The organism is Brevundimonas sp., from assembly GCF_030656255.1.
Taxonomy (GTDB): Bacteria; Pseudomonadota; Alphaproteobacteria; order Caulobacterales; family Caulobacteraceae; genus Brevundimonas.
This window is the reverse complement of the sequence record NZ_JAUSOE010000148.1, coordinates 1-19,689: the sequence shown is the minus strand read 5'-3', so window position 1 is coordinate 19,689 and position 19,689 is coordinate 1. Positions and strand designations below refer to the sequence as shown.

Below are 19,689 nucleotides of genomic sequence, written 5' to 3'. Positions count from 1 at the left end.
AGGAACACCTTATGAACCCCGTCGCCGCCCGCGACTTCTGGAACAGCCGCTATGACCGCCAGGACTATCTGTTCGGCGAGGCGCCCAACGCCTTTCTGGCCGCTCAGATCGCGCGGCTCCAGCCCGGCATGACCGCTCTGGCGGTCGCCGATGGCGAGGGGCGAAACGGCGTGTGGCTCGCCGAACAGGGTCTGGCCGTCACCACCACGGATATCGCCCCACGCGCGATCGAGAAGGCCCTCGCCCTGGCCGAGCGACGCGGGGTCACACTGGACGCCCAGCTGGCGGACCTCGAGACCTGGGCCTGGCCGCAGGATGCGTTCGACGTCGTGGTCGCCGTCTTCATTCAGTTCGCCCCGCCTCCCCAGCGCGACCGACTTTTCGAGCGTATGAGGGCGGCCGTGAAGCCTGGCGGCCTGATCCTGCTGCAGGGCTATCGGCCGGAACAGATCGCCTATGGAACGGGCGGCCCGGGGCAGGTCGAGAACCTCTACACCGAGGCGCTGCTCCGCGACGCCTTCGCCGACTTCGACATCCTGCATCTGAATAGCCACGACAGCGACGTCTCCGAAGGCGCCGGCCACAGCGGCCGGTCCGCCCTGATCGATCTCGTGGCCCGCCGTCCCTGACCCCCAGCGCCTGCACACCGGAACTCGCCATGAAAACCCTCCTCCTCGCCCTGTCCCTGGCCGCCTCCCTGGCGGCCTCCCCAAGCTTCGCCCAGGCTGTCTCTGGCTTCGGCGGCTTCAAGCCCTTGCCCGAGGCCGGCGAACAGCCGAATCCTTCGCGCGTCTATCGCGTCATCTTCGACGTTTCCCAGGGCGGTCCGGACGACAAGCCGCTGAAGGGACTGGATCGCGTCGCACGGCTGGCAAATATGCTGGCGGCGGGCGGCGTGGACGCCGACCATCGTCAGATCGTGGTCGTCCTGCACGGCGCCGCCACCCCTGCGGTCCTGTCCGACGCCGCCTGGGCCGCACGCGGCAAGGGGGACGCCAACCCCAACAGCGCCCTGATCCGCAGCCTCATCGCCGCCGGCGTCCAGGTTCGGCTGTGCGGCCAGGCCATGGCGGGGAACGGCATAATGCAAGCCGACCTCGAACCGGGCGTGAGCGTCGATCTCGCCGCCCTGATGACGGTCATCCACCACCAGCAGGCTGGATATGCCCTGGTTGTGAACTGACGGGCTCGGCATAGACGGAACCTTCCCTAGCCATAAGAACTATTAGTTTGTGTAAGTGTGTATGTAAGTGTTCAATGTGACGTCTGAAGGAGACATCGACATGACCGGACTGCCCCGCCTCAACGAACCCGCCCCCGACTTTCACGCCCGCACCACGCACGGGGATCGCAGCCTGGCCGATTACCGCGGCAAATGGCTGATCCTCTTCTCCCACCCGTCGGACTTCACCCCGGTCTGCACGACCGAGTTCATCGGCTTCGCCAAGCACGCGGATGAGTTCGCCGCGATGAACTGCGAGCTCCTGGGGCTCTCGATCGACAGCATCTTCTCGCACCTGGCCTGGACCCGGAACATCAAGGAGAAGTTCGGCGTCGAAATCCCCTTCCCCATCATCGAGGATCTGAAGATGGAGGTGGCCCAGGCCTACGGGATGATCCACCCCGGGGCGGCCGACACTTCGGCTGTTCGCGCCACCTTCCTGATCGATCCGGAAGGCAAGCTGCGCGCCATGGTCTACTATCCCATGAGCAATGGCCGCAGCATCGAAGAGTTCGTTCGGCTGCTCACCGCGCTCCAGGCGTCCGACGCCAACGGGGTCGCGACGCCTGAGAACTGGCGCCCTGGCCAACCGGCCATCGTCCCCCCACCCAAGACCGCCGAGGCGGCTGAGGCCCGCGCCTCCGAGGGTTACGTCTACACCGACTGGTATTTCTCGACGCGCGACCTCCCCGACGCCCCGAAAGCCGCCTGATCGGACGCTGGCCGGGCCGCGCAAGCGGTCCGGCCCTTTTCTTCGCAAACCAAACGGAGCCTTCATGCAGATCATCGACCACGGCGGAGCGCGCATCGCGGCGCTCCACGACAAGAAGACCGGCAGTTGGCAATATGTCGTCTCCGACCCGGTCAGCCGCAAATGCGCGATCATCGATCCGGTCTGGGATTTCGACGAGAAGGCCGCGGCGACCTCGACCCGCAACGCCGACGCCATCCTGGACTACGTCAAGGCGGAAGGCCTGACCGTCGAATGGCTGCTGGACACCCATCCCCACGCCGACCACTTCTCCGCCGCGCCCTACCTCAACGAGAAGCTGGAGGCCCCCACTGCGATCGGCGAAAAAGTCATCGGCGTCCAAAAGCTGTGGAAGGACATCTACGGCCTGGACAACGACTTCCCGGCCGACGGGCGCCAGTGGGACCGTCTCTTCAAGGCCGGTGATACGTTTGCTGTCGGCGACCTGCCGGGGCGGGTCATCTTCTCCCCAGGCCACACCCTGGCGTCAATCACCTATGTGATCGGCGGCAACGCCTTCGTCCACGACACCCTGATGATGCCCTATGCCGGCACTTCGCGCGCCGACTTTCCGGGCGGCGACTCCAAGGCCCTCTATCGAAGCATCCAGGACATCCTGGCCCTGCCCGAGGAGACCGGCGTCTTCGTCGGCCACGACTACGGTCCCGATGGCCGCGAGCCCGCCTGCTTCAGCACCGTGAGAGAGCAGAAGGCGGACAACATCCATGTCGGCGGCGGACGCGGAGAGGCGGATTTCGTGCGGCTTCGCGACGGCCGGGATGCCACCCTCCCCCTGCCGAACCTGATGCTCTACGCGCTTCAGGTGAACATTCGCGGCGGGGTGCTGCCGCCACCCGCCGAGGACGGCCGCATCTATTTCAAGATCCCCGCCAATCACTTCGCCCCGCCCCAGGAGAACTCTTGATGCGTCTTTCCACCCTGGCCCTAGCCGCCCTTTTGAGCGCGACGGCCCTGGCCACCCACGCCCAGACGCCCGCCGATCCTCTACATGTCTACGGTCCGGGCGGCCCCGCCCCCGCCATGCGCGAAGCGGCGAAGGCCTATGAAGCGCGCACCGGTCGCGCCGTGGCCGTCGTCGCCGGACCCACGCCCCAATGGCTGGGCCAGGCCAAGGCGGACGGCGACCTGATCTTCTCAGGCTCCGAGACGATGATGACCGACTTCGTCAGCGCTCTGGAGGGCCGCATCCGCGCCGAGGCGGTCGAGCCGCTCTATTTGCGCACCGCCTCCATTCTCGTTCGGCCGGGAAATCCGAACGGCATCGGCGGCCTGGAGGATCTTTTCCAGCCGGGTCGCCGTGTCTTGGTCGTCAACGGCGCGGGCCAGAACGGCCTGTGGGAGGACATGGCCGGTCGCACCGGCGACATCGCCAAGGTGCGCGCGCTGCGTCGCAACATCGTCGTCTACGCCCGCAACAGCGCCGAGGCCCGACAAGCCTGGATCGACGACCCGACGCTGAACGCGTGGATCATCTGGGGCATCTGGCAGGTCGCCAATCCGGACCTCGCCGATGTGGTCGAGGTCGAAGAGCCCTATCGCATCTACCGCGACGCCGGCGCTGTTGTGACCGAGACCGGCCGCCAGGACGCCGACGCCCAGCCGTTCCTCGACTTTTTGAAGTCCGACGAGGGGGCCGCCATCTTCGCGCGCTGGGGCTGGCGGACCGGCCAACCTTAAGCCTGCCTTAAGGTGAACCCTGCCGTGTCGGCGGCATGGCCGACCGTCGCTCCTTCACCCTGAACCGCCGACACCTGCTCGCGGCGGCCGCGGCGCCGCTCTGGCTCTCGACGACCGCGCGAGCCGCGTCGGCGCCCGCGACATCGAACATCACCGCCCTGACCGCAGCCTTCTACGCCGCCCGCGGCGGACGCCCGGCCTGGGCGGGGCCAGCGCGCCGGCAAGCCATGGACGCCTTGGCCCTGGCGGACCGCCACGGCCTATCAGCGCCCGACGGTCTGGCCCTAAGTGAAGCCGAACTGACGCAGGCCGTCCTGACCCTGGCCGAGGCGCTCGCCCATGGCCGGGTCGACCCGGCATCCGTCGAGACCCTTTGGGAAATGGGTCGCAACCAGGTCGATACGCCGCCGCTGCTGGCGAAGGCGGTCGACGACGGAACCTTGGCCGAGACGATGGCGGGCCTCGCGCCCCAGGACCGCGGCTATCAGGGCTTGTGCGACGGCTTCCTCCGCTATCGCGCCATCGCCGACCGCGGCGGCTGGCCGCCCTTCGCCCTGGGCGCGACGATCGAACCGTTTGCGTCCGACCCCCGCCTTCCCGCCCTCCTGCCGCGCCTTCGGGTCGAAGGCGATCTCAGCGACGCCGCCGCCTCCATGATCGGCCCGTCGGGCGGTGACTACGGCTCCGTTCTGCAAGAAGCCGTTCGGGCGTTCCAAGTGCGCCACGGTCTGGAGGCGGACGCCCGCATCGGCCCGGCGACCCAGCGCGCCCTGTCGATTTCGGCCGAGGCCCGTGCGCGCCAGATCGCGCTCAATCTGGAACGCCGCCGTTGGCTAAAGAGAGACGTCGCCCCGGAGCGGATCGAGGTGAACACCGCCGCCTCCATCATGGTCTACTGGAAGGACGGTCGGCCCGTGCATTCGATGCGGGTCGTGACGGGTGACGCCGACAATGCGACGCCCAGCCTCGAACGGCCCTTCGCCTCGGTCGTCGCCAATCCGCCCTGGACGGTGCCGACCTCCATCGCCCAGCGCGAGATCCTGCCGCGTGGCGCCGCCTATATGCGGGCGAACAACATGACGATCCAGAACGGCATGGTGGTTCAGCGCGCGGGTCCGAATGCCGCCCTGGGCCAGGTCAAGTTCGAGCTTCAGGACAGCTACGCCATCTTCCTGCACGACACCCCGTCTCGGGGCGCGTTCGACCAGAGCTTCCGCCATCTCAGTCACGGCTGCGTGCGGGTGCAGGACGCCGTCGGCTTCGCCCGCCTTCTCCTGGCGCCCGACCCCGAGAGGCTCGCCCGCTTCGACGCCGCGCTGGACAGCGGCCAGACCGTCCGGGTGGCGACCGGTCGGCCGATCGACGTGCGTCTGCTGTATTGGACCGCCTTCCTGGACGGCCAGGGCCGCGTCGCCTTTCGCGATGACATCTATCGTCGCGACACCCGTCTGGCGGAGGCGTTGGGCATCGCCCTGCACCTGCCGCGGCCCGACGACCGGCGCGCCGATGCGGACGACGTCGGCCCCTGACGGTTATTCGGTCGTGCGGCCGTCGAAGTGCTCGTGGTCGGCGGAGGCCTCTTCCACCGTGGCGTGAACCGTCCCGTCGAGATGCTCCGGCGGGCCATAGAGGGTGTAGAGCCGAAGCGGCTCGGAACCCGTGCTGACCACATTGTGCCGGGCGCCCTGAGGGACGATGACACCGTCGTCCGCCTTCACGGCATGACGAACGCCGTCGATCCAGATTTCGCCCTCACCGGCCTCGATGCGGAAGAACTGGTCGCGGTCGTCGTGGACCTCTTCACCGATCTCCTGACCGGGCGGAATGGCCATGAGGACGAGTTGCAGATTGTGGCCGGTGTAGAGAACGCGGCGAAAGTCTGTGTTCTCCTCGGTCAGACGTTCGATATTGTCGATGAAGCCCTTCATGGGTTTCTCCTGTGCGGGTTAGCCGTCAGCGACGCGCAACGGCGGTGATGCGCGCGAATTGCGCCGTGTCGCCACGAGGCATGGTCGATGGAAGAGGCGCGGGAGCGGCGGCGCGCGCGCCGACCGACTTCGGGTCGCCGCAGAAGATTTCGTAAAGCATGCCCATGACCGCCTGCGCCCGCTCGTCGGCGATCGAGTAGAAGATCGAGCGCGACTGACGACGCGTCTTGACCAGACCGTACTGGCGCAGCTCAGCCAGTTGCTGGGACAGCGCCGGCTGTTTGATGCCCAGATCCGCCTCGAGCTGACCCACCGAGCGCTCCTCTTCGGCGATGTGGCACAGGATCAGCAGCCGGTTGGCGTTGGCCAGCTGGCGCAACAGCTCTGCGGCCTCCGGCGCCTTTTCCTTCAACCGCTCCATGGCGGCCGCTTGATCGTCGGTCATGCGCGGCGCTCGCGGTAGTACCAGGGCGCATCGCCGTCACCGTCGGCGATGGCGGCGTCCAGGGTGGTGGCGGCCGGCTCCAGGAGAGCGTCGCCGGGCGTCCAGCCCGCCGGCGTGGAGGCCGCCTCACGGTCCGAGGTCTGCAAGGCGGTGACGAGACGCAGCAGCTCATCAACCGAGCGGCCGATGTTCATCGGGTACCAGCTGATGGCGCGCACCACGCCTTCGGGATCGATCACGAAGGTGGCGCGCACCGTCGCGCTGTCGCTCGAGCCGGCGTCCACCATGCCAAAGGCGTGGCCGATGGCCATGGAAGGATCCTCGATGATCGGGAACGGCACCTTCACGCCGAAGCGGCGGTAAATGTCCTTCAGCCAGGCCAGGTGAGAATACAGACTGTCCACCGACAGGGCCATCAGATCGCAGTCGATCGCCGCGAAGGCGTCGGCCTGCCGGGCCAGGGCCACGAACTCGCTGGTGCAGACCGGCGTGAAGTCCGCCGGATGCGAGAACAGCACCAGCCAGCGTCCACGGTAGTCGCTGAGGCGCTTTTCGCCCTGCGTCGTGCGCGCGCTGAAGTCCGGCGCCGTATCGTTGATGCGCAGGGCGCGCATTGCGGGGGGATAGACGGCTGGCCCGGTGTCGATCGTTTCCATAGCCGCAAGCTAAGCGCTTCCCACCGTTTCCGCTACATTAAAATACATACTTGCACGAACTATGAATGGGTATATGTGTTGAGTCACCGAAACGGAGACACGCCATGTCCTCGCCCATCCCCGATCCCGCCCGCGACCACGCCGCCGACATCGTGCGCGCCGCGCTGGGCGATCCTCGCCAGCGCCCTGTCGTCAGGTCATTCTTCGACGAGGCCACCTTCACCGTCAGCCATGTCGTGCGCGATCCCGGCTCCGACGTCTGCGCCATCATCGACAGCGTGCTCGACTACGATCCGGCGTCCGGCCGCACCGCCCACGCCTCGGCGGACGCCCTCATTGATTACGTGAAATCCGAAGGTCTCACGGTCCAGTGGCTGTTGGAGACCCACGCCCACGCCGATCACCTGTCGGCGGCGCCCTATCTCCAAGAAAAGCTCGGCGGTCAGCTGGCCATCGGCCATGAGATCCTCACCGTCCAGGCGGTCTTCGGCAAGATATTCAACGAAGGGACCGACTTCCACCGCGACGGCAGCCAGTTCGACCATCTGTTCAACGACGGCGACCGGTTCGAGATCGGCGGGCTGAAGGCCACGGTGCTGCATGTGCCCGGCCACACCCCGGCCTGTCTGGCCTATGTCATCGGCGACGCTGTCTTTCCCGGCGACACCATGTTCATGCCCGACTCCGGCACGGCGCGCTGCGACTTCCCCGGCGGCGACGCCGGGACCCTGTATCGCTCGATCCATCGCCTGACCTCCCTGCCGGACGAGGCGCGGGTCTTCCTGTGCCACGACTACAAGGCGCCTCCGGGCCGGACCGAGTTCGCCTGGGAGACCACCATCGGCGCCCAGCGCACCGGCAACATCCATATCCGCGACGGCGTCAGCGAGGACGAGTTCGTGGCCATGCGCACCCAGCGCGACGCCACCCTGCCCATGCCCAGGCTGATCCTGCCGTCAGTCCAGGTGAACATGAACGGCGGCCGCCCGCCCGAGCCCGAGGACAATGGGGTGCGCTACCTCAAGGTCCCGCTGAACGCGCTGTGAGGCGAGCCCCCCATGCTTGAACCCATTTCCTTCGTCTGGCCGCTGGCCGGCGGCCTCCTGGTCGGCCTGTCCGCCGGCCTTTATCTGCTGCTGAATGGGCGCGTGGCCGGGATCTCCGGCCTGACCGCCGCGGCGACCGGCCTGTCGAAAGGCGCGCCGCGCACCCTGGGCCTGCTTTTCATCGCCGGCCTGCTGGGCGGTGCGGCCCTGGCCTCGGCGCTGATCCGCAGGCCCGAGGTGCAGATCACCTCGGACATCTGGCTGCTGGTGCTCGGCGGCCTGATCGTCGGCTTCGGCACCCGCTGGGGCTCGGGTTGCACCAGCGGCCACGGCGTCTGCGGCCTGGCTCGCCTGTCGCCCCGCTCCATCGTCGCCACCGGCGTCTTTATGGCGGTTGCGGCCCTGACCGTCTTCGTCACCCGCCACCTGTTGGGAGGCCTGGCATGAACCGGCTGATCGTCGCCGTCCTGTGCGGCCTGCTGTTCGGCGCCGGCATGGTGGTGTCCGACATGATCAATCCGGCCCGCGTCCTGGCCTTCCTGGATGTGACGGGCGTCTGGGACCCCTCGCTGGCCTTCGTCATGGGCGGGGCGCTGATCCCCTCCGCCATCGCCTATCTGATCCGCCGTCGCATGGAGACGCCGGTCGCGGCCGAGACCTTCCACGTCCCCGAGAGCCGGAGCATCGACACGCCGCTGGTCGGCGGCGCCGTCCTGTTCGGCCTGGGGTGGGGGCTGGTCGGTCTGTGCCCCGGCCCGGCGCTGGCGGCCCTGACGACCGGCGCCTGGCAGGCCTTCGTCTTCGTCGGCGCCCTCGTGGCCGGCATGGCGCTGTTCCGCCTGACGCTCGACCGAAACGCCTGAACCAGAAAAGACCCTAGGGAGACAAAGCCATGGATATCCGCCCCCTGGACGAGGCCCTATCCGCCTCGCCCCAGATCGCCCCGGAAGACCTGCCCGCCATCGCGGCCCAGGGTTTCCGGTCGGTGATCTCCAACCGACCCGACGGCGAGGAGCCCGGCCAGCCCAGCGCCGAGGCTCTGCGCCAGGCCGCCGAGGCCGCCGGCCTGGCCTTCGCCCACGTTCCCGTGGTCGGCGGCGCCATCTCCGACCAGGACGTGGCGGACTTCCGCGAGGCTCTGGCTGACCTGCCCCAGCCCGTGTTCGGTTTCTGCCGCACCGGCACGCGCACCACCACCCTGTGGGCGCTCACGAACGCCGGTTCGGAGAGCCCCGATCATCTGATCGCCCGCGCCAAGAGCGCCGGCTACGACCTCGGCGCCCTGCGTCCCCGTCTTGAAGGAGCCGCGTCATGAGCGCCCAATACGCCCCCCTGGATTCCTGCGATGTCCTGATCGTCGGCGGCGGATCCGCCGGCATCGCCACGGCCGCCAGCCTCCTGCGCCGCCGCCCGGGCCTCGACGTTCGCATCGTGGAGCCGTCCGAACATCACTACTATCAGCCCGGCTGGACCATGGTCGGCGCCGGCGTCTTCACGCCCGAGCGGACCCAGCGCCGCACCGAGGACCTGATCCCCCAAGGCGCCCAGTGGGTGCGGGGCGCGGTCGCGGCCTTCGACCCTGTGCATGATCGCGTCGAACTGACCGACGGCCGCTGGATCGGCTACCGGATGCTGGTCGCGGCGCCGGGGCTGAAGCTGGACTGGGCGGCCATCCCTGGCCTGGCCGAAACCCTGGGACGCAACAATGTCACCTCCAACTACGGCTACGAGACTGCGCCCTATACCTGGAAGCTGGTGCAGGCGATGCGCAGCGGCCGGGCGATCTTCACCCAGCCGCCCATGCCGATCAAATGCGCTGGCGCCCCGCAAAAGGCCATGTATCTGTCGGCCGACCACTGGCGCGACAACGGCCGCAACGACATCGAGATCGAATTCCACAACGCCGGCCCGGCGTTGTTCGGGGTCAAGGACTACGTCCCGGCGCTGATGGAATATGTCCGCAAATACCGCATCGACCTGAACTTCGGATCGAAACTCGTCGCGGTGGACGGCCCGGCGCGGGTCGCGACCTTCGCCGTAACGGGCGCGGACGGCGAAGTGCGCCAGGCGCGGCGCGAGTTCGACTTCCTGCACGTCTGCCCGCCGCAGACCGCGCCCGACTTCGTCCGCGAAAGTCCGCTGGCCGCCGACAGCGGTTGGATCGAGGTGGACGACGCCACCTTGCGCCACAAGCGGTTCGAAAACGTCTTTGGTCTAGGCGACGCCTGCTCGGCGCCCTACGCCAAGACCGCTGCGGCCGCCCGCAAACAGGCGCCTGTGGTGGCCGAGAACATCCTGTCGCTGCTGGACGGCCAGCCGATGCGGGCGGTCTATGACGGCTACGGCTCATGTCCACTCACGGTCGAGCGCGGCAAGATCGTGCTGGCCGAGTTCGGCTATGGCGGCAAGCTCCTGCCCAGCTTCCCGAAATGGATGCTCGACGGCACCAAGCCGACCCGTCTGGCTTGGCATCTGAAGGCTCAGGCCCTGCCCGAGATCTATTGGCTGGGCATGCTGAAGGGCCGAGAATGGCTGGCCCACCCCCAGCACATCGAGCCCGCGCCTCAGCCTCGTCCCGCCGTCGCCTGAGCCTGATCATGGACCTGTCTCCGCTGCAGTACGGCCTCGGCGCCGGCGCCGGCTCGCTCGTCGGCTTCACCCTCGGCCTGGTCGGCGGCGGCGGGTCCATCCTGGCCGTGCCGCTGATCGTCTATCTGGTGGGGGTCAAGGATCCGCATCTGGCGATCGGCACCAGCGCCTTCGCCGTGGCCGCCAACGCCTTCGCCAATCTGCTCAACCACGCGCGCCACGGCACGGTGAAATGGAAGATCGCCGGCCTGTTCGCCTTGGCCGGCGTCTTCGGCGCCTTTCTCGGCTCCACGCTGGGCAAGGCGGTGGACGGTCAGAAGCTGCTGGCTCTGTTCGCCGCGCTGATGCTGGTGGTCGGGGTGCTGATGCTGAGGGGCCGCTCGGCCTCGGGGGACCCCGACGTGGTCCTGACGCCGGGCAATGCGCCGAAGCTCGTCGGAGCCGGCGCCCTGACGGGGATCATGTCCGGCTTCTTCGGCATCGGCGGCGGGTTTCTGATCGTCCCTGGACTGATGGTCTCGACCCGCATGCCCATCTACTATGCGGTCGGCTCGTCGCTGGTCGGCGTGACGGCCTTCGGCCTGACCACGGCCTTCAACTACGCCCTGGACGGCTGGGTCGACTGGCCCCTCGCGGCCGTCTTCATCGGCGGCGGGGTGTTGGGCGGTCTGGTCGGCGCACGGCTCGCGAAAGCCCTGTCGGGACAAAAGGGTCTATTGAACACGGTGTTCGCCGGGCTGATCTTCGTCGTCGCTTTCTATATGCTTTACCGCAGCGCCGGCGCGCTCGGCCTGATCGGGTGAGACCACACCATGGAACTTGACGCCCTGATCCTGGCGCGGATGCAGTTCGCCTTCACCGTCGCCTTTCACATCGTCTTTCCGGCCTTCTCCATTGGCCTCGCCAGCTATCTGGCCGTGCTGGAAGCCCTGTGGCTGAAGACGGGGCGGGACCTGTATCTGAACCTGTTCAAATATTGGCTGAAGATCTTCGCCGTGGCCTTCGGCATGGGCGTCGTCTCGGGTCTGGTCATGTCCTACCAGTTCGGCACCAACTGGTCGGTCTTCTCCGACAAGGCCGGGCCGGTCATCGGCCCCCTGATGGCCTATGAGGTGCTCAGCGCCTTCTTCCTGGAGGCCGGTTTCCTGGGCGTCATGCTGTTCGGCCTGAACCGCGTCGGCAAGAAGCTGCACTTCCTGGCCACCCTGATGGTCGCGATCGGCACCTTCGCCTCGGCCTTCTGGATCCTGTCGGTCAACAGCTGGATGCAGACGCCGCAAGGCTACGCCATCAACGAGGTCGGCCAGTTCGTACCGGCCGACTGGTTCAAGATCGTCTTCAATCCCTCCTTCCCCTATCGCCTCGCCCACATGCTGCTGGCGGCCTATCTGACCACCGGCCTGGTGGTCGGCGCTGTCGGGGCTTGGCACCTGATGAAGGAGCGGACCAACAAGGGGGCGCGCAAGATGTTCGCCATGGCCATGGGCATGATCCTGGTCGCCGCCCCGGTCCAGATCTTCATCGGCGACATGCACGGGTTGAACACCCTGGAGCATCAGCCCGCCAAGGTCATGGCGATGGAAGGCCATTTCGAAAGCCACCCGGACGGGGCGCCGCTGATCCTGTTCGGCATTCCTGACCGCGAGGCGGCCACCGTCCACGGCGCGGTCGAGATCCCCAAGCTGTCGTCCCTGATCCTGAAGCACGATCCGAACGCGCCCCTGGCCGGTCTGGACACCATCGCCCGCGCCGACTGGCCGCCGGTGGAGATCGTCTTCTGGTCCTTCCGCGTCATGGTCGGCCTGGGCATGGCCATGCTGCTGCTGGGGCTCTGGGGGCTATATGCTCGCCTGCGCAAACGCCTCTACGATGCGCCCTGGCTGCACCGCTTCGCCCTGATCATGGGGCCGATGGGCTTCGTCGCCGTGCTGGCGGGCTGGATCACCACCGAGGTCGGCCGCCAGCCCTGGACCGTCTATGGGCTGCTGCGCACCGCCGACAGCGCTGCGCCCCTGGCGGCGCCCGCCGTCGCAACCTCCCTGGCCGCCTTCGCCGTGGTCTATTTCACCGTCTTCGGCGCCGGGGTCTTCTACATCCTGCGTCTGATGAGCCATGCGCCGCACCGGGACGAGCCGGGCGTGGCGGAAACCCCGATCCGCACGGCGGGCATCACCCCCGCCCCCGCCATCGACCCGGACCGCCCCATCCCGACCGGCGAGGAGACCGATCATGACCGTTGATCTGACCCTGGTCTGGGCCGGCCTGCTGGCCTTCGCCGTCTTCGCCTATATCGTCATGGACGGGTTCGACCTGGGCGTCGGCATTCTGTTCCCGACGCTCAAGGCCGGGGACCAGCGCGACAAGGCGATGAACTCGATCGCCCCGGTGTGGGACGGCAACGAGACCTGGCTGATCCTGGGCGGCGGCGGCCTGTTCGCCGCCTTTCCCCTCGCCTACGCCGTGTTGATGCCGGCGGTCTATACGCCGATCATCGCCATGCTGCTGGGCCTGGTCTTCCGGGGCGTGGCGTTCGAATACCGCTGGCGCACGGTGCGGGCCAAGCCCGTCTGGGATGTCGCCTTCTTCGGCGGCTCCCTGCTGGCCGCCTTCTCCCAGGGCGTCACCCTGGGGGCCATCCTGCAGGGGGTCGAGGTGTCGGGCCGCGCCTATGGCGGCGGCTGGTGGGACTGGCTCAGCCCCTTCAGCCTGCTGACCGGCGCCGCCGTCGTCGTCGGCTACGCCCTTCTGGGGGCCACCTGGCTGAACATGAAGACGGAAGGCGCGCTCCAGACCCACGCCCGCGCCCAGGCCTGGAAACTCGGTCCGGCGACCCTGCTGATGATCGGCGCCGTCAGCCTGGCCACGCCCTTCCTCGACGGCGAATACGCCCGGCGCTGGTTCGACTGGCCCGGCGTGCTTCTGACGGCCCAGGTGCCGTTGCTCGTTCTGATCGTCGCGGCCGCCTTCTTCTGGACCATGCGTCAGAAGCGCGAGGTCTGGCCCTTCCTGCTGTCGCTAGGCCTGTTCGCCGTCACCTTCGCGGGGCTGGGCGTCAGCGTCTTCCCCTACGCTGTGCCCGACGAGATCACCCTCTGGCAGGCCGCCGCCCCGGCCTCCAGCCAGCTGTTCATGCTGGTGGGCGCCCTGATCCTGATCCCGATCATCCTAGCCTACACCGCCTATGCCTACTGGGTGTTTCGCGGCAAGGTCGGCGACGACGGTTACCACTGATGCGTCGCGGCTCCACAAACGGGCTCCGGCAGGGCCTTTGGTTCGTCGCCCTCTGGGTGCTGGGCGTGGGTGTCCTGGGCGTGATCGCCTATCTGCTGCGCGGCGTTCTCAAGCTGGCCGGCGGGTGAGGCCGCAGGCGCCGAACCGCTGGCCCTGGCCGCCGCTCATCACGGGCGGCGCCGTCCTTGTCGCGCTCATCACGGCGCGTCTATGGACTCCGCCCGCACTCTTCCCCGGCGCCTTCGCCGCCGGCGGCCTCCTGGTCGGGCTCGCCCTTGGTCTGGACCTCTGGGCCATGCTGGAGATGCGGCGGCGGCGCGCCAACATCCTGCCGCACCGGGCGGCGACCGCTCTGGTCACGACCGGTCCGTTCGCCTGGAGCCGGAACCCGATCTATCTCGCGAACGGGCTGCTTCTGCTCGGCCTCGGGGGCCTGTTCGACAACGCCTGGTTCTTCGTGGCCGCCCCCGTCGCCGCCTTCGCCACCGACCGTCTCGCCATCCGGCGCGAGGAACGACACTTGGAGGCCCTCTTCGGCGCGGCGTGGTCCGTGTACTTCGGCCGGGTGCGCCGCTGGCTGGGCCGGCGGATGACGTCGTGATCCCCTTTCGCCCGGCCCACAGACGCCTCCCTATCCCGTCACTTCTTCACTACCGTGAGGCTACGGGGCGCGGCATGTGAACCAAGTAGCTATGCTCCGCTCATTACTCCGCAATCATCTCGTCAGGGGCCGCCTTATGACTGCCCCTCACTCCCACTCGATGGTTCTATGGCCCCGAAGTCGCTGATTTATAAGCACTCGTCCTTTGATCTCCTAACCGTACCGCCAGCATTACCGACACTGGAGAGCGGTTTATGAAAACAAAGAGAAATTTAGCCCGATAAAATTTGAGTGATGTCTCTCTCTATCGGCAGACGCAAATCAACGCTGGTTCTGTTAGGCGCAGCCATCGCGGTCTCGGCTCCGCTTCAAAGACCGACAAATCCATAGCGACACGCTGGCGATCATACTGAAAGGATACCGTCATCATAGCGATCGACCTGTTAATGCGCTACGAGTCGATACTGGCCTGCAGCCCGACGGACGTTCGAGCGCTGGACGAGCGCATCCATCCGTCGAGTAATAGCCCTCGCTAGCCCTTCAGCTCCGCGATGCGCCCCGTCCGATCGACATCTTCTGGCGGTCGAAGGCTGGCCAAGAGTCCGAGCGGAACTCAACCGGCGCTCCAGCACTTTGGCTCAATGGTGAAATCCAGGGTGAATCCTGGCGTGTTCTGGGCGCCAGCCTCATCATCGGGCTGTTGCTCCTCTTGGCGCTAACGGCCCCGGCCAATCGGGCCGAATCTGCCAGAGCGCCCAGGCTTGGGTCATCAACACCTTCGGCTGGGTCGTCCAGCCCGCCTCGATCCGCTCCGCCAACAAGGCTCGACCCGACGGGTTCAGCCGGGCATTCTTGTGCACGTTCATCCGGGGAACTCTTCGGTTGAGGTTGATGCTTCGCAACCCCAGCTTCTCAGCCCACCCCCGGGTGAACAACCTTCATAGCCTCGACAGCTAGGCTCCGCTCTTGCGGGCCGACCAGCCGCCCAAGCGCCAGCCCATGAGGCGGCGCGCTCCTGAGTAGATCGTCGGCTCGATGGACAAGTGGCAGTCTACTCCGGTGGCGCATTCGAACGCTTTGTCAAAAGCTGCCGGCTCTCATGGACGGTCTGACCGCCGTAGGCCGGATCCGCGCGTGGGAAGCGGCCGAGAACCGCCCGCCGGCGCCGGTTGTGATGCTGACGGCGAACACCCTGCCGGAACACGTCTCTGCCGCGCTGGAAGCGGGCGCCGACGGCCATCTGGCCAAGCCGATCACCGTCGATCGACTGGTCAGCGCCATATCCTCGGCGCTTTCGTCCGCTCGTGCGCCCACACAAGTCGCCGCCTTCCAAGCGCTTGCCCCGACCTCCTAAGGACGCCCCGCGGGCGCGGGCCTGCCGCGAATCGTCCGGTCATCTGCCCCCCCCCTGACCGCGCATATGCTAAGGAGAGGCGCCAGCCCGCTGCATGGGCGACGCTCCGACCGACCTCAGGCGCCCGAACACCGGGCGCGGCTCGGCGGTCGGGGCAGGCGAAAGCAGCCGGGCTCGGCTTTCGCGTACACTGCGCTGATCCGCCTGCCCTTCCTGCATCGGACAGTGACGGGTTCGCGTCGGACCGACGGCCCCTTCCCGCGTCGGAGTCTCGCACGCCCACAAGAGGGGCTCGCTTCCAAACTGAGCCACTGCCGCCAGCAGAGTCACTTGACAGGACGGGTCCGGCAGGTTCGTTTCGAAGAGTGGGTTTGCTTCACCCAGACCTCCGGCCATTAGGCAGCACCAACTCCGTCATGACGCCGATCCGTGATATCTTCCTCGGCAGCACGACGACGCGATGATCTCCATGGCCGGTCCCCGTCCTCCTGTTTCCGAACGCCGCACCATGAATGTGACCGGAGCCATACGAGACAGGCGCTTCGGTCCGCCTCGGGCGGCGTGGTTTCCGATCGACCGACCGGGTCGCGGCCGCGAGCGGCGCAGCGCAGAACTCCACGGCCAGAGGATCAATTTTGAGGTCGATAGTCTGGGGAGACCGCCGGACGCCGACTCTACCGGCGCGTGGCGCCTCACCGAACGATTCGGACTGGTCTGGGCGCGTCCGATCGAAACCGAACCCGACCTGCCGTCTCTGCCGCCGCGGCCGTCTTCGACACTGAGGTGCATCGCCTACTCCGAGGTGGGGGCCCGGGCCGATTACGATCAAGCGGTCCTGGGCCTCGTCGATCCCGCCCACGTGCCCATGATCCATCAGTCCTGGTGGCGGCGCTCTGATCGCCGGCGCGTGAAGACCAAGCTCTACAGTCCGAGCCCTTTTGGATTCACCGCCCGGGCTGCCGACGCCTTCTCCTCCACCGCCGTATACGACCTGGTCCGGGAAGAACGGACGGTGACCATAGAGTTCCGTCTGCCGTCAATCCGGCTGGAGCGGGTCACCGCGCGCGGCTTCGAGCTGATCAACCTGACCACCGTGACCCCCGTGCGCGAGGGCGCGGTGGTGCTCCGGAACCTGATCCTGTGCTCGGATCCCCGAGCGGGGCTCCTGCGTCCGGTTCTCTCCGCGGCCGGCCGGGCCTTCCTGCGACAGGACGTCGCGGTCCTGGAGCGTCTCGACGGCCGCGGCCCCCATCTGCCGCTCGTCTTCGTCGGCGACCCGGACCGCCCCTCCGCCTTCTATTTCGCGGCCAAGGCGGGGCTCGCCCGCGCTGAGCGCGACGGCGTAGCATTCGAAAATCCGGTCGAGCCGCAGACGCTGAAGTGGCGCACCTAGGGGCCCGGACTTATGTCCGATCCGGTGGCGCGTGAGTGAGGCGATCAGGGCCCGCGAAGATGAAGGTGGCGGCAGGGTGTAGGTGTGCCTTTCGGCGACGCGGCTTTGGGCCGCCCGGTGTGAAGGGCGACAGCGTCGTGAGGGGGGCGGGACTCTCCCTTGGCGCGATCGGCCAGCCGCCGGGGGCGGGCGGCGTGTCGCCCTGAACGCCCGCCGCACCCTCGTCCGGGTTCGCGACCGCAGCTGCCTCAAGCCTGCGGCTGGCGCCGTCATTTTCGCGGGCCCTGATCGCAGCAGGAGCCAGTGGCTCCGCCTTCGGCGGGGCCCCCGCCCGTTTCGGGCTTCCAACCTCCAGAACGTGGCCGACCGGCGGCGTCGAAGGACGCACTCCCGCCCCTGGAGGCCGGCCTCCCGATAGGCCCGGGGGCCGGCTCCCGCCGTCGTTTGGAGTGTGGACTCCGGCCGATGCTGGAGGAGTTTCAGCGGACCACGTCACTGACCACGCCCACGCGCTGCAGACTGGAGACGCCCACCGAACTTTCATGCGCTAGACGGCCGCCACCTGGCCTGTGCGCCGCCAAGTCTGGCGGTGCCGGCGGCACATTGAGGCTCCCTCCGCCTTGCTCCAGATCGAAGTTCAGTCTAGTAACCGGCTGATCAGTTATTAGGAGGTTTGATGCCGCCCCCCCGAGAACCCAAATGGCGCCGCCGCGCGGCTCACCGGCCCAAGGAGATCATCGCGGCGGCGCTGGAAGTCTTTTCCGAACGGGGTTTCGCCCGAGCGCGGCTGGACGACATCGCCAAGGCGGCAGGGGTCTCCAAGGGCGCTCTCTACCTCTATTTCGAAACCAAGCAGGATCTCTTCAAGGCTGTGGTCCAGGATGCTGTCGAGCCTGGACTGCTGAAGATTCGAGCCGACGCGACAGCCGAGATCGCGTTTGATGACGCGGCACGGTTGGGCTTCGGGGTTCTGGTGTCCGCGATCCGGTCTAACCCCCGCATCGGCGGCGTGGTCAAGCTGATCATTGCGGAAAGCCGCAACCTGCCTGAACTGGCGCTCATCTGGCATGAAACCGTCATAACGCCGCTCCTGTCGCTGATGGCGGACATCATCCGACGCGGACAGCGGGCCGGGGAAGTCCGCTCCGGCGATCCTGAACTCTTCGCGATGGGGCTTTTGGGTCCACTGGTGCTGGGACTGCTGTGGCGGGAGACCTTCGAACCCGTCGGCGCCAAGCCACTGCGGCTTGACGTGCTGGCGGCTCAGCACCTGGACGTGGCTCTCAAGGGAATGAAAGCTTGAAACGCCGAATGCGATATCAAGCTGTGGCGGTGCTCGCCGCCGTCGCGACCGGAGCCGTGGCCTGGTGGCTTTTCCAGGCTGACCAAGGGGACCGCCCGCTTTCCGGCTACGTCGAGGGCGAGTCGGTCTATCTCGCGGCGCCCGCCTCCGGCGCCCTTGAAACCCTGTATGTCCGGGAGGGCGACCGCGTCCAGGCCGGCGCGGTGACCTTCCAGATCGACCCCGGCGTACAGGAGGCCCAGGAGCTCGGCGCCAGCGCGTCCGTCGAGGCCGCCAGAGCCCGTGCAGACGATCTCCGCACGGGACAGAGGGCGCAGGAACTCGAGGTGTTCGACACCGAACTCGCCGCCGCCCAGGCGCAGCTCCGCGAAGCCGAAGCCAGCTATGCGCGGATCGAACCCCTGGTGCGCCGGGGCATCTACGCGCCGGCGAGGCTCGACCAGGAGCGGGCGAACCGGGACACGGCAAGGGCGCAGGTCGAGGCCGTCCGCCGTCGGCGAGAGGTGGCCACGCTTGGGGCGCGGGAAGACGCGCTGCGGGCCGCCGAACAACAGATCCGCCAGGCCGAGGGCGGATTGAACGAAGCCGAGGTTCGCCTGCGCACCCTTTCTCCCCGGGCGCCGGTGGAAGCTCGTGTCGAAGAAATATTCTTCCGCCAGGGCGAATTCGTCCCCGCCAATCAACCCGTCCTCGCGCTGCTGCCCGACGCAGAGGTCAAGTTGCGGTTCTTCGTGCCGGAGCGCGAGTTGATCCACTATCGACCCGGGGGCGTGGTCAGGTTCAGCTGTGACGGCTGCGGTGCGCCGCGCAAGGCCCGGATCACCTGGATCAGCCCGCGACCGGAGTTCACTCCGCCTATCCTCTACAGCCAGGGCAGCCGGGATCGGCTGGTCTTCATGATCGAGGCGGCGCCGGAAAATCCCCGCTCGCTCCAGCCGGGTTTGCCGGTGGATGTCGAGCGGTTGCGGGGTTCAAGATGACCGTTGCAAGTCCGGTTATCGATGTGCGGGGCCTTAATAAGTCGTTCGGAGCCCTACACGCGGTTCACGACTTTGGCATCACCGTCGAGCGGGGACGAATATGCGGATTTCTCGGTCCGAACGGGGCCGGGAAGACGACCACGCTTCGTCTCCTGTGCGGTCTGCTGACTCCAGATAGCGGCGAGGGCGAGGTTCTTGGCTACAACGTCATGAGCCAGTCCGAGCTGATCAAACGTCGGGTCGGCTACATGACGCAGAAGTTCTCGCTTTATGACGACCTGTCCATCGAGCAGAATCTGATCTTCACCAGCCGGGTTCACGAACTGGACCGCCGGGCCGCCCGGGTCGAAGCCGCTCTCGAACGTCTGGGGCTGGTCAAGCGGCGTCGACAGTTGGCAGGCACGCTCTCCGGCGGCTGGAAGCAACGTCTGGCGCTCGCCGCCGCGACGCTGCACGAACCCGAGTTGCTCCTGCTCGACGAGCCGACCGCCG

At 67.5% G+C, this 19,689-nt stretch carries 24 protein-coding genes; 21 read left to right on the top strand and 3 right to left on the bottom strand.

Annotated elements, in window-relative coordinates; translation table 11 throughout:
- Window positions 1-11 precede the first annotated feature (11 nt).
- From Q7J26_RS14705 to Q7J26_RS14680, 6 genes are all read left to right on the top strand, one after another.
- Window positions 12-629 (top strand): cyclopropane-fatty-acyl-phospholipid synthase family protein, encoded by a 618-nt coding sequence (locus Q7J26_RS14705; RefSeq protein WP_304937139.1) that lies wholly within the window; start codon window positions 12-14, stop codon window positions 627-629.
- 29 nt (window positions 630-658) lie between these two features.
- Entirely contained in the window at window positions 659-1,183 is a 525-nt protein-coding gene (locus tag Q7J26_RS14700) for a DsrE family protein (RefSeq protein WP_304937138.1), read from the top strand.
- A 100-nt stretch (window positions 1,184-1,283) separates the two neighbouring features.
- Window positions 1,284-1,934 carry a peroxiredoxin gene (locus Q7J26_RS14695; protein ID WP_119412811.1) on the top strand — a complete coding sequence of 217 codons (651 nt, stop codon included), beginning with the start codon at window positions 1,284-1,286 and terminating at the stop codon, window positions 1,932-1,934.
- Between the two features lie 64 nt (window positions 1,935-1,998).
- Complete coding sequence (locus Q7J26_RS14690; protein WP_304937137.1) at window positions 1,999-2,898, top strand: MBL fold metallo-hydrolase; 900 nt, start codon at window positions 1,999-2,001, stop codon at window positions 2,896-2,898.
- On the top strand, window positions 2,898-3,671 hold the full coding sequence (locus Q7J26_RS14685) for a substrate-binding domain-containing protein (protein ID WP_304937136.1): 774 nt from the start codon (window positions 2,898-2,900) through the stop codon (window positions 3,669-3,671). Before Q7J26_RS14690 ends, Q7J26_RS14685 begins: the two co-directional genes overlap by 1 nt.
- Before the next feature lie 35 nt (window positions 3,672-3,706).
- Window positions 3,707-5,200: a murein L,D-transpeptidase gene (locus tag Q7J26_RS14680; RefSeq protein WP_304937135.1), complete on the top strand. Its 1,494-nt coding sequence runs from the start codon at window positions 3,707-3,709 to the stop codon at window positions 5,198-5,200.
- 3 nt (window positions 5,201-5,203) lie between these two features.
- On the opposite strand, the gene Q7J26_RS14675 is transcribed toward Q7J26_RS14680, so the two are convergent.
- Genes Q7J26_RS14675 through Q7J26_RS14665 form a run of 3 tightly spaced genes read right to left on the bottom strand, consistent with a single transcriptional unit; the run spans window position 5,204 to window position 6,700 of the window.
- Window positions 5,204-5,599: a cupin domain-containing protein gene (locus tag Q7J26_RS14675; RefSeq protein ID WP_219354426.1), complete on the bottom strand. Its 396-nt coding sequence runs from the start codon at window positions 5,597-5,599 to the stop codon at window positions 5,204-5,206.
- Between the two features lie 25 nt (window positions 5,600-5,624).
- Window positions 5,625-6,044, bottom strand: coding sequence for a metalloregulator ArsR/SmtB family transcription factor (locus tag Q7J26_RS14670; RefSeq protein ID WP_304937134.1), 420 nt, complete (start codon window positions 6,042-6,044; stop codon window positions 5,625-5,627).
- Entirely contained in the window at window positions 6,041-6,700 is a 660-nt protein-coding gene (locus tag Q7J26_RS14665; RefSeq protein ID WP_299174694.1) for a peroxiredoxin, read from the bottom strand. Before Q7J26_RS14665 ends, Q7J26_RS14670 begins: the two co-directional genes overlap by 4 nt.
- Window positions 6,701-6,804: 104 nt before the next feature.
- On the opposite strand from Q7J26_RS14665, the gene Q7J26_RS14660 reads away from it, so the two are divergent.
- From Q7J26_RS14660 to Q7J26_RS14590, 15 genes are all read left to right on the top strand, one after another.
- Window positions 6,805-7,746, top strand: a complete 942-nt coding sequence (locus tag Q7J26_RS14660; RefSeq protein ID WP_304937133.1) for an MBL fold metallo-hydrolase — start codon at window positions 6,805-6,807, stop codon at window positions 7,744-7,746.
- Window positions 7,747-7,758: 12 nt separating this feature from the next.
- Complete coding sequence (locus Q7J26_RS14655; RefSeq protein ID WP_137721934.1) at window positions 7,759-8,193, top strand: YeeE/YedE family protein; 435 nt, start codon at window positions 7,759-7,761, stop codon at window positions 8,191-8,193.
- Entirely contained in the window at window positions 8,190-8,609 is a 420-nt protein-coding gene (locus Q7J26_RS14650; protein WP_304937132.1) for a DUF6691 family protein, read from the top strand. The genes Q7J26_RS14655 and Q7J26_RS14650 overlap by 4 nt, the downstream gene beginning before the upstream one ends.
- A gap of 29 nt (window positions 8,610-8,638) precedes the next feature.
- The gene (locus tag Q7J26_RS14645) at window positions 8,639-9,061 is read left to right on the top strand and encodes a TIGR01244 family sulfur transferase (RefSeq protein ID WP_304937131.1); all 423 of its coding nucleotides are present in this window, start codon (window positions 8,639-8,641) and stop codon (window positions 9,059-9,061) included.
- On the top strand, window positions 9,058-10,335 hold the full coding sequence (locus tag Q7J26_RS14640; RefSeq protein ID WP_304937130.1) for an FAD/NAD(P)-binding oxidoreductase: 1,278 nt from the start codon (window positions 9,058-9,060) through the stop codon (window positions 10,333-10,335). Before Q7J26_RS14645 ends, Q7J26_RS14640 begins: the two co-directional genes overlap by 4 nt.
- An 8-nt stretch (window positions 10,336-10,343) precedes the next feature.
- A complete protein-coding gene (locus Q7J26_RS14635) occupies window positions 10,344-11,138 on the top strand; it encodes a sulfite exporter TauE/SafE family protein (protein WP_304937129.1) in 795 nt (264 codons plus the stop codon).
- A 9-nt stretch (window positions 11,139-11,147) separates the two neighbouring features.
- Window positions 11,148-12,575 (top strand): cytochrome ubiquinol oxidase subunit I, encoded by a 1,428-nt coding sequence (locus tag Q7J26_RS14630; RefSeq protein ID WP_304937128.1) that lies wholly within the window; start codon window positions 11,148-11,150, stop codon window positions 12,573-12,575.
- Window positions 12,565-13,566: a cytochrome d ubiquinol oxidase subunit II gene (gene cydB / locus Q7J26_RS14625; protein ID WP_304937127.1), complete on the top strand. Its 1,002-nt coding sequence runs from the start codon at window positions 12,565-12,567 to the stop codon at window positions 13,564-13,566. Before Q7J26_RS14630 ends, cydB begins: the two co-directional genes overlap by 11 nt.
- Window positions 13,566-13,694, top strand: a complete 129-nt coding sequence (locus Q7J26_RS14620; protein WP_304937126.1) for a hypothetical protein — start codon at window positions 13,566-13,568, stop codon at window positions 13,692-13,694. The genes cydB and Q7J26_RS14620 overlap by 1 nt, the downstream gene beginning before the upstream one ends.
- Window positions 13,691-14,167, top strand: a complete 477-nt coding sequence (locus Q7J26_RS14615; protein ID WP_304937125.1) for an isoprenylcysteine carboxylmethyltransferase family protein — start codon at window positions 13,691-13,693, stop codon at window positions 14,165-14,167. Before Q7J26_RS14620 ends, Q7J26_RS14615 begins: the two co-directional genes overlap by 4 nt.
- Window positions 14,168-15,182: 1,015 nt before the next feature.
- Window positions 15,183-15,521: a response regulator gene (locus Q7J26_RS14610; protein WP_370651953.1), complete on the top strand. Its 339-nt coding sequence runs from the start codon at window positions 15,183-15,185 to the stop codon at window positions 15,519-15,521.
- Between the two features lie 460 nt (window positions 15,522-15,981).
- Entirely contained in the window at window positions 15,982-16,914 is a 933-nt protein-coding gene (locus tag Q7J26_RS14605; protein WP_288759616.1) for a hypothetical protein, read from the top strand.
- A 676-nt stretch (window positions 16,915-17,590) separates the two neighbouring features.
- The gene (locus Q7J26_RS14600) at window positions 17,591-18,217 is read left to right on the top strand and encodes a TetR/AcrR family transcriptional regulator (protein ID WP_288759618.1); all 627 of its coding nucleotides are present in this window, start codon (window positions 17,591-17,593) and stop codon (window positions 18,215-18,217) included.
- A complete protein-coding gene (locus Q7J26_RS14595) occupies window positions 18,214-19,197 on the top strand; it encodes an HlyD family secretion protein (RefSeq protein ID WP_304937124.1) in 984 nt (327 codons plus the stop codon). Before Q7J26_RS14600 ends, Q7J26_RS14595 begins: the two co-directional genes overlap by 4 nt.
- The coding region (locus Q7J26_RS14590) for an ABC transporter ATP-binding protein (protein WP_304937123.1) at window positions 19,194-19,689 on the top strand (496 nt) is incomplete at its 3' end. The genes Q7J26_RS14595 and Q7J26_RS14590, both read left to right, overlap by 4 nt.